This is a genomic window from Nocardia carnea (assembly GCF_029868325.1).
Lineage (GTDB): Bacteria > Actinomycetota > Actinomycetes > Mycobacteriales > Mycobacteriaceae > Nocardia > Nocardia carnea_C.
Genome location: NZ_JARWNW010000235.1, coordinates 1 through 8,646, shown reverse-complemented (window position 1 = coordinate 8,646; position 8,646 = coordinate 1). Strand labels below are relative to the sequence as shown.

Genomic DNA, 8,646 nt, shown 5'->3' with positions numbered 1-8,646 from the left:
GTCCTGGATCGTGTGGATCCCCCCGGTTGCAGCACCCTGAGCAGTCGAACAGTGAATGGTCAGTTTACTCCTGGAGCCACGTGGGCAGAAGGTTCGACCGGCTTCCGGTCTGCGGGGGCGAAGCCCGGCAAGCGCTGCAGCAGGCCCCCGCGACCGCCGAGAACTCGCGGGCGGCGGCGCGCGCCGCCTGCCGGACTGCGGGCCGCGAACTGCGGGCGACGCTGGATGCCCTGCGTGAACCGGGTCTCGACCCGGAACGCCCGCTGTCTCCGGCTTCGGCGCGCCTGACCGAGCTCGTCGCCGCTACGCGGGCCACCGGGCTCACTGTGGAACTCCACGGCGCGGAATCGGCCGACCGGTTGCCGGCGGTTGCCGGTGACACGATCTTCCGACTGGTCCAGGAGGCGCTGAGCAACGTGCTCCGGCATGCTTCGGCCCGACACGCGATAGTCGAACTGAGGCAGGAGCGCGAGAGCATTCTGGTGCGCGTGGCCGATGACGGCCGGGGCGGTACCGGCCGGCCCGGCACAGGCTGGGGCATCATCGGAATGCGTGAACGAATCGCCCTGCTGGGCGGTACTCTGCAGGCGGGGCCGATGCATGGAGTCGGATTCGTGGTCGAAGCACAACTTCCGGTACGGGAATCGGCATGATCCGTGTCGCAGTGGTCGACGATCAGCCCCTGATCCGAGAAGGCCTGCGCGCATTGTTGCAACGCGCCACCGATATCGAGGTCGCCGGCCTCGCCGGTACCGGTGCGGAAGGGGTTGCGCTCGTGATCCGTACCCGGCCGGATGTGGTACTCATGGACATTCGGATGCCAGGCGGCGACGGTCTCGACGCGACCCGGCGGATCGTCGCCGATCCCGCACTGCGACACGTCCAGGTCATCGTCCTCACAACATTCGATACCGACGACAATATCCTCGATGCGATGCGGGCCGGCGCTGCTGGATTCCTGTTGAAGGATATCGATCCCGACGAACTACGTGCCGCGGTGCGGACGGTCGCCTCCGGCGAGGCGCTGCTCGCTCCGGCTGTCACCCGCCGGGTGATGCGGGCGGCGGCGCAGGCCGCCGGGCCGAGCATGCGGGCGGCGGAGCTGCTGGAGCGACTGACCCCGCGGGAGCGTGAGGTCCTGCTCGCAGTGGGGACGGGCCGATCCAACACCGAGATCGGCGCCGCCCTGCATATGAGCCCCGCGACGGCCCGGACCCATATCGGCCGATTACTGGACAAACTGGAGGCGCGCGGGCGCGCCGAACTGGTGGCGATCGCCTACGAGACCGGGCTCATAGTGCCCGGTGGCCGGTCGATCTCAGGCAGCTGAGCCGGCCGGACGGAATCCGGCGGTATCACTTGTCCGGTCCTGTTCCCGGCGCGCCAGCCGCCGGCCGACAGCCACGCCGACGAGTGCCGGGACGAAGATCAGCAGCACGATGAACGCGGAGGCGGCGGTCGCCTCGAACAGCAGCCCGGCGTCACCTAGGTCGACCCGGGGAATGAAATCCAGCAGCCAGGACACGAGGCCGCAGCCGATACCCCCGGCCACGGCGGCCTGCAGCCACAGAATCGTCAGGTCGGCGCCGCGTTCCGGATTCGGGTTGGCCCGCCGGTCCGCCCGGCCGTCCATCAGACCCCACGTGACGGCGGCACCGATCAACACCACCAGGCACAGCAGCCGCAGCCATACCCCGAAGGTCGGGACGAACCCCATCGCGAATCCGAGGAGTACCCGCAGCACGACGGCCAGCCCACCGAGCGCCAGTGCCCGCAACAACCACGCAGTCATGCCGATCACCATAACCCCCTTCACCGCAAAGCTAGAACCGGTTACAGAATATCGGTGGCAAACGGTGACTCACGGGTACTCAGCCCAGGTCGGACACCGCCGCTGCCATCGCCGCCCGCGGGGCCGGCTTCCCGGTGAACTGTTCGACCTGCCCGTAGGCCTGCTCGAGCAGCATGTGCAGACCACCGATCACGGTGTGACCGGCCGCTGCCACTGCTTCCGCGAGGGGTGTCGGCCACGGGTTGTACAGGGCATCGAGTACGACGGGAGCCGCCGCCACCGTGTCGGCGATACCGGCAGCCGCCTGATACGGGACGGTGCTGACCACCGCCCCGGCCGCCGCGCAACGCCGGGCCAGCTCGGGTGCATCGAAGCCGATCACCTCGGTGTCGGCGCCGAGTTGCGTGGCGAGTTCGCGCGCACCCGCAGCCCGGCCCGCATCGCGCGCCACGATGGTCACCCGGCGGGCACCGAGCCCGGTGAGCGCCAGCAGGGCCGGACGCGCGGTCCCGCCGGCGCCGAGTACGACCGCTTCGGTCAGCCCGGTCACGCCGCCGCCCCGTAATGCGCCCAGCACACCGTCCACGTCGGTACAGTCGGCCCGCCAGCCGGCCTCGGTCCGGACCAGGGTGTTGGCCGAGCCGACGAGCACTGCGCGTTCGGTCCGTTCGTCCGCGTAGGCCAGCGCGGCTTCCTTGCCCGGCATGGTCACCGACAGACCGACCCATTCCGGGCCCAGCCCGTCCACCAGCCGCGGCAGCTCGGCCGCGGTGCATTCGATCCGGTCGTAGGTCCAGTCCAGGCCGAGCGCCCGATAGGCGGCCAGATGCAGCTGCGGCGAGCGGGAATGGGTAATGGGACTGCCCAGTACGGCCGCCCGCCGTGGTGCGGCGGCCGATGATGCTTCCGCCGGTCCGAAGCCCTCCGCAGTTCCGGAACTCACCGGCGATCCGGTACCGGCACCCGGTTCAGCGCCCACTGTCGAGAATCCCGCTTTCCAGTGCCAATTCGATGTTCTGCAGATGCTCGCCGTAGCTCTCGGTGAACATCGTGGTGCCTTCTTTGTCCACCGTGACGAAGTACAGCCAGTCCCCCGGCTCGGGTTTCTCCATCGCCTCCAGCGCCCCGATCGAGGGGGCGGCGATGGGGGTGGCGGGCAGACCGGCCATGGCATAGGTGTTCCACGGGGTGGTCTGCGCGCGATCGGCGTCGGTCGTGGCGACCTCGGTCTTGTCGAGCGCGTAGTTGACCGTGGAATCGAACTGCAACGGCTGACCGATCTCGAGCCGGTTGACGATCACCCGGGCCACCTTGCTCATATCCTGGGGCAGCGCTTCGCGTTCCACCAGCGAGGCGCCGATCAGCGTTTCGTAGGGACTCAGCCCGTTGGCGGCCCCGGATTCGAGCACCCCGGTCGCCTCGTAGCTCGCCGCGCTTTCACTGACCAGTTTCCGCAGAATCTCCTGAGCGGAGCTGTTCGGGTCGAAATCCCAGCTGCCCGCGGCGATCAAACCCTCGAGCTGACGCCGCCGGTCGGGTACCTGCCGTACGGCGTCCATCGCCCATTCCGGCACCCCGAGGGCGGCCAGATCGCTACCGGCGCCGGCCTCCTCGAGTTGTTCGTAGGTGACGCACCGGCGTTCGGCGTCGGCGCCTACACAACTGGCGGCGGCGATCTTGGTGTAGATCCCTTCCTTGCGGGCACCGGTGTTCACATCGTGCTGATCGTGTAACTGCCGGCCCTCGGAGATGACCAGATTGCCCACCCGCGCTTCCGGCGACACCAGCGCCGCGACAGCATCGCGGCCCGGACTCCGCTCGGGAATGGCGTAGTACCCGGGCTGTACCGAACTCATCCCCTCGTTCTGTACCGCCGCCTCGTAGAACGCGGCCGAACTGGCCACCACGCCGGCTTCTTCCATCGCCGTGGCTATCTCGGTGGCCGTATCACCGGAGGCCACGTGAACGACCACCGGCGCGCCACCCGGACCGGCAAAATCCTCCGGCGGGGTATAGCGATTGACGAGTTTGTACACACCGGCGCCGAGGATCAGGACCAGTACCACCGCGCCGGCCGCCCAGATCAGCTTCCGGCGGCGACCGCCCTGTTGTTCCCGGGCGCGGCGCGCTGCCGCCCGGCCACCGCGGCGAGGCGCCCGGCGGGCACCGGCGCGGCTGCGCGCCCGGGACCGCGGTCGCGGCTCGGGCTCGGGCTCGGCGTCGCCGTAATCGTCCTCGTCGTCGATGTATTCGTCCTCGTCGACGTAGCGGGGAATGACCGCGGTGTCGTCGTCCTCGTAGGGGTCCCAGCCGGTATCCGGCTCATCGTCCCACTCGGGATCGTCGGCTACCGGCGTGGCGGCCGACCGGCGGGACCGCTCCCAGGCCTTGTCGTCGCGGCGGTATCGCCGCTCGGCCTCACGTTGCCGGAACCGCGCCTCCGCCTGCGCCCACCGATCCGTCATTCATCGTCTCCGAACAACGCGGTCCGTTCCGCGTCCTCGGCCGACCTCATCATCGAACTCCGTTCGTCCAACCAGCTCTGCAGGATCGAAACAGCAGCCGCCTGGTCGATCACCTGCCGCTGTCCACGTGCTCGGACACCGCTGTCCCGCAGAGCGCGTGCAGCAGACACCGTAGTCAAACGTTCGTCGGAAAGGCGGATCGGCACTTCGGGCAGCGAGTCGCGCAACTTTCCGGCGAACTCGACGGCCAGCCGTGCCGCGGTCCCGCTTTCGCCGCGGAGGGTGCGCGGCAACCCGACGATGATCTCCACCGCTTCGTATTCCGTCGCGATCGCGGCGATCCGCGCGATATCCGCACCGGCCGGTGTTCCGCCCGTACGGGCGGCGGCGGAACCTGCGGATTTGCGACCGGAGCGGCGCCCCGGTGCACCGGCCCGTGGCACGGTCTCCACCGGGGTGGCCAGCACACCGTCGGGGTCACTGGCCGCCACCCCGATCCGGACACTGCCCACGTCGATACCGAGCCGCCGGCCGCGACCGGGGTCGGAATCGGGATGCGGCCGGTCGACCGGGGTATCTGCCCCGGAACCCGCCGCCATCAGCCGGCGTGTGCGCCGATATGGTCCCGGACCGCCGCCAGGCCCGCCTCGATACCCGACGGGTCCGAACCCGCACCCTGGGCCATTTCCGGCTTCCCGCCACCGCGGCCGGAAATACTCGGACCGAAGACACCGACCAGCGTACCGGCCGCGAAACCCAGTTCCTGGGCCGCCTTGTTCACGGTCACGACGAACGGCACCTTGCCCTCGTTATTTCCGAGCAACACCACGATGGCGGGCGTGGAGCCCAACCGGCCGCGGATATCGGTGGCCAGGGTGCGCAGATCACCGGCCGCCACACCTTCCGGCGCGGCCGCCGCAACCAGCAGTACGTCACCGATCCGCTGTGCCGCATCGGCATACGAACCGGCCGAGGACAGCACCGCGGCGACCTTGGTCCGTTCGAGCTCCTTCTCGGCGACCTTCAGCCGGTCCACGAGCTGCTCCACCCGTCCCGGAACTTCGTCGGAGGGCACCTTCAGCATCGATGCGACACCGGCCAGCAGCGCCCGCTCCTTCGCCAGATGCCGATAGGAATCCAGTCCTACGAACGCCTCCACCCGGCGCACACCCGAACCGACCGACGATTCCCCGAGCAGGGTGATCGGGCCGATCTGCGAGGAATGCCCCACATGGGTGCCACCGCACAGCTCCATGGAGAACGGTCCACCCATCTCCACCACACGCACGCGGTCGCCGTAGTTCTCGCCGAACAGGGCCAGCGCCCCCATTTCGCGGGCCTTGGGCAGATCGGTGACGAAGGTGTTCACCGGGTAGTCGGCGCCGACACCGTCGTTGGAAACCGCCTCGATATCGGCCTTCTGCTGTTCGGAGAGCTGCCCCTGCCAGTTGAAATCGAATCGCAGGTACCCGGGCTTGTTCATCGAACCGGCCTGCACCGCATTGGGGCCGAGGATCTGCCGCAGCGCGGCATGCACCATATGGGTGCCGGAATGGCCCTGGGTGGCGCCGCGCCGCCAGGCGGGATCCACCTGCGCGAGCACCACATCGCCCTCGGTGATCTGGCCCTGGTCCACCGTGCACCGGTGCACCCAGAGCTTCTTCGCGATCTTCTGCACATCGTTGACCGTGAGCTTGGTGCCCGCGGCGGTGATCGTGCCGCGATCGGCGATCTGACCGCCCGCTTCGGCATAGAGCGGGCTGCGGTCCAGGATCACCTCGATATCGGTACCGGCGACGGCGGTCGGCACGCGGACCCCGTCACCGATGAGCGCGAGCACCCGCGCTTCGGAGGTCAGCTCGTCGAATCCGGTGAACTCGGTATCACCCCGGTCGACCAGTTCCTTGTAGACCGACAGGTCGGCGTGGGCGTGCTTGCGGGCGTGCGCATCTTCCTTGGCCCGCTGCCGCTGTTCGGCCATCAGCGAGCGGAACCCCGCCTCGTCGACGGACAGGCCGGCTTCGGACGCCATCTCGAGCGTGAGGTCGATGGGGAAACCGTAGGTGTCGTGCAGGGTGAAGGCGTCGGATCCAGAGATCCTGCCGGTCTTACCGGCCGGGGTGGCTGCCTTGACCTCCTCGACGGTTTCGTCGAACAGCCGCGACCCGGTGGCCAGCGTCTTACGGAACGCCGTCTCCTCCCCGACCGCGACCGTTTCGATCCGCGCGAAATCGGTGGACAGTTCGGGATAGGACGGCGACATCTGTTCGCTGACAACCCGCATGAACTGGCTCATCACCGGTTGTTCGGCGCCCAGCAACCGGGCCGAGCGCACGATCCGGCGCAGCAGGCGCCGCAGCACGTAACCGCGCCCGTCGTTGCCCGGGTTGACGCCGTCGGCGATCAGCATGGCGGAGGTACGCGCATGATCGGCGATTACCCGGAAGCGCACATCGTCGGCGTGTTCGACGCCGTAGGACCGGCCGGTGAGCTCTTCGGCCTTATCGATGAGGGGGCGCAGCAGATCGGTTTCGTAAACGTTGTCGACCCCCTGGAGCAGCAGCGCGATGCGCTCGATACCCATACCGGTGTCGATATTCTTCTTCGGCAGCACACCGATCGGCGGATGCCCGAGCTTGGGGCTGTCCTCACCGCGGATGTCCTGCATGAAGACCAGGTTCCAGATCTCCAGGTAGCGGTCCTCGTCGGCAACGGGTCCGCCGTCGCGGCCGTATTCCGGGCCGCGGTCGTAGTAGATCTCGGAGCAGGGCCCGCCCGGGCCGGGCACACCCATATCCCAGTAGTTGTCCTTGCCGTCGCGGAACTGGATCCGCTCCTCGGGGATACCGGCCACCTTGCGCCACAGCTCGGCGGCCTCCGGATCGGCCTCGTAGGCGGTGACCCAGATGCGCTCGGGATCGAACCCGTAGCCGCCGTCCTCCTGGGATTTGGTGATCAGTTCCCAGGCGAAGCGGATCGCGTCTTCCTTGAAGTAATCGCCGAAGGAGAAATTCCCGGCCATCTGGAAGAAGGTGTTGTGCCGGGTGGTGACGCCGACTTCCTCGATATCACCGGTGCGCACGCATTTCTGCACACTGGTCGCGCGCGGATACGGCGGCGTCTGCTGACCGAGGAAGTACGGTTTGAACTGCACCATGCCCGCGTTCACGAACAGCAGGTTCGGGTCGTCGAGAATCAGCGATGCACTGGGCACCTCCGTATGCCCGGCACGAACGAAATGGTCCAGGAATCGCCGTCTGATCTCGTGGGTCTGCACAGATATCCAGCCTACCGGGACCGCGCACGCGATTTATCACCGAGCCGGGTTAGGCGTACCACCCCTTTGCCACGGCTGCGGCCGGTTATGCCCTGCTGCGTCCGTTCGAAGCCCGCAGACCGCGGATTATCCGGCGCAAGGTGCTCACCCGCGGGCCGACGGTCCGCTCGTTGCCGTGGTCGGTCGGGTGGTAGTAATCCACCCCGACCAGTTCGTCCGGCGGGTACTGCTGGGCGAGCACACCGTCCGGATCGTCGTGCGGGTACCGGTAGCCCTGCGCGTTACCGAGCGCCGCGGCGCCGGAGTAGTGGCCGTCGCGCAGATGCGGCGGCACCGCGCCCGCCTTACCGGCCGCCACATCGGCCATGGCCGCGCCGATGGCCGCCACCACCGCGCCCGATTTCGGGGCCGTGGCCAGATGGATGGTGGCCTGGGCCAGCGCCAGCCGGGCCTCGGGCAAACCGACCAGCTGCACCACCTGCGCCGCGGCGGTCGCGGTCTGCAATGCGCTGGGGTCTGCCATCCCGATGTCCTCGCTGGCGTGGATCATCAGGCGCCGGGCGATGAAACGCGGGTCTTCTCCCGCGGTCAGCATCCGGGCGAGGTAGTGCAGCGCGGCATCCACATCGGAGCCGCGAATGGATTTGATGAACGCGCTGATCACGTCGTAGTGCTGATCACCGGCCCGGTCGTAGCGGACGGCGGCCTTGTCCACGCTGGCGGCGACCAGGTCGAGGTCGATCGCACCGTCCAGCGAGGATTCCGCGGAGGCCTCCAGGGCGGTGAGCGCGCGACGGGCATCGCCCCCGGCGATCCGGACGATATGGTCGATCGCCTCGCCGGTGACGGTGAACTGCTCGTCCAGCCCGCGGGGGTCGGCGAGGGCGCGGGTGAGCACGGTGCGGATATCGTCGCCCGTCAGCGAATGCAACTGCAGCACCAGCGACCGGGACAGCAGCGGGGGGGGGGGGGGGGGGGGGGGGGGGGGGGGGGGGGGGGGGGGGGGGGGGGGGGGGGGGGGGGGGGGGGGGGGGGGGGGGGGGGGGGGGGCGGGGGGGGGGGGGGGGGGGGGGGGGGGGGGGGGGGGGGGGGGGGGGGGGGGGGGGGGGGGG

7 protein-coding genes and 1 pseudogene are annotated in these 8,646 nt (G+C 69.1%); 2 read left to right on the top strand and 6 right to left on the bottom strand.

Annotated elements, in window-relative coordinates; genetic code table 11:
* Positions 1-653, top strand: a 653-nt coding sequence (locus tag QH196_RS19885) for a sensor histidine kinase (RefSeq protein WP_348538091.1), incomplete at its 5' end; no start/stop codon positions are given.
* Positions 650-1,330, top strand: coding sequence for a response regulator transcription factor (locus QH196_RS19880; protein WP_280417312.1), 681 nt, complete (start codon positions 650-652; stop codon positions 1,328-1,330). The genes QH196_RS19885 and QH196_RS19880, both read left to right, overlap by 4 nt.
* Here QH196_RS19880 and QH196_RS19875 read toward each other — a convergent pair.
* The 6 genes and pseudogenes from QH196_RS19875 to QH196_RS19850 all read right to left on the bottom strand — a co-directional run.
* Positions 1,319-1,792 (bottom strand): B-4DMT family transporter, encoded by a 474-nt coding sequence (locus QH196_RS19875; RefSeq protein WP_280417311.1) that lies wholly within the window; start codon positions 1,790-1,792, stop codon positions 1,319-1,321. The genes QH196_RS19880 and QH196_RS19875 overlap by 12 nt on opposite strands.
* Before the next feature lie 79 nt (positions 1,793-1,871).
* Entirely contained in the window at positions 1,872-2,735 is an 864-nt protein-coding gene (locus QH196_RS19870) for a shikimate dehydrogenase (RefSeq protein WP_280417310.1), read from the bottom strand.
* Between the two features lie 25 nt (positions 2,736-2,760).
* Positions 2,761-4,257 (bottom strand): endolytic transglycosylase MltG, encoded by a 1,497-nt coding sequence (mltG, locus tag QH196_RS19865; protein WP_280417309.1) that lies wholly within the window; start codon positions 4,255-4,257, stop codon positions 2,761-2,763.
* Entirely contained in the window at positions 4,254-4,856 is a 603-nt protein-coding gene (ruvX, locus tag QH196_RS19860) for a Holliday junction resolvase RuvX (RefSeq protein ID WP_280417308.1), read from the bottom strand. The genes mltG and ruvX overlap by 4 nt, the downstream gene beginning before the upstream one ends.
* Positions 4,856-7,534 (bottom strand): alanine--tRNA ligase, encoded by a 2,679-nt coding sequence (gene alaS, locus QH196_RS19855; protein WP_280417307.1) that lies wholly within the window; start codon positions 7,532-7,534, stop codon positions 4,856-4,858. Before alaS ends, ruvX begins: the two co-directional genes overlap by 1 nt.
* Before the next feature lie 85 nt (positions 7,535-7,619).
* Positions 7,620-8,495 (bottom strand): annotated as a pseudogene (locus QH196_RS19850) (replication-associated recombination protein A); the annotation flags it as partial.
* Positions 8,496-8,646: the final 151 nt, after the last annotated feature.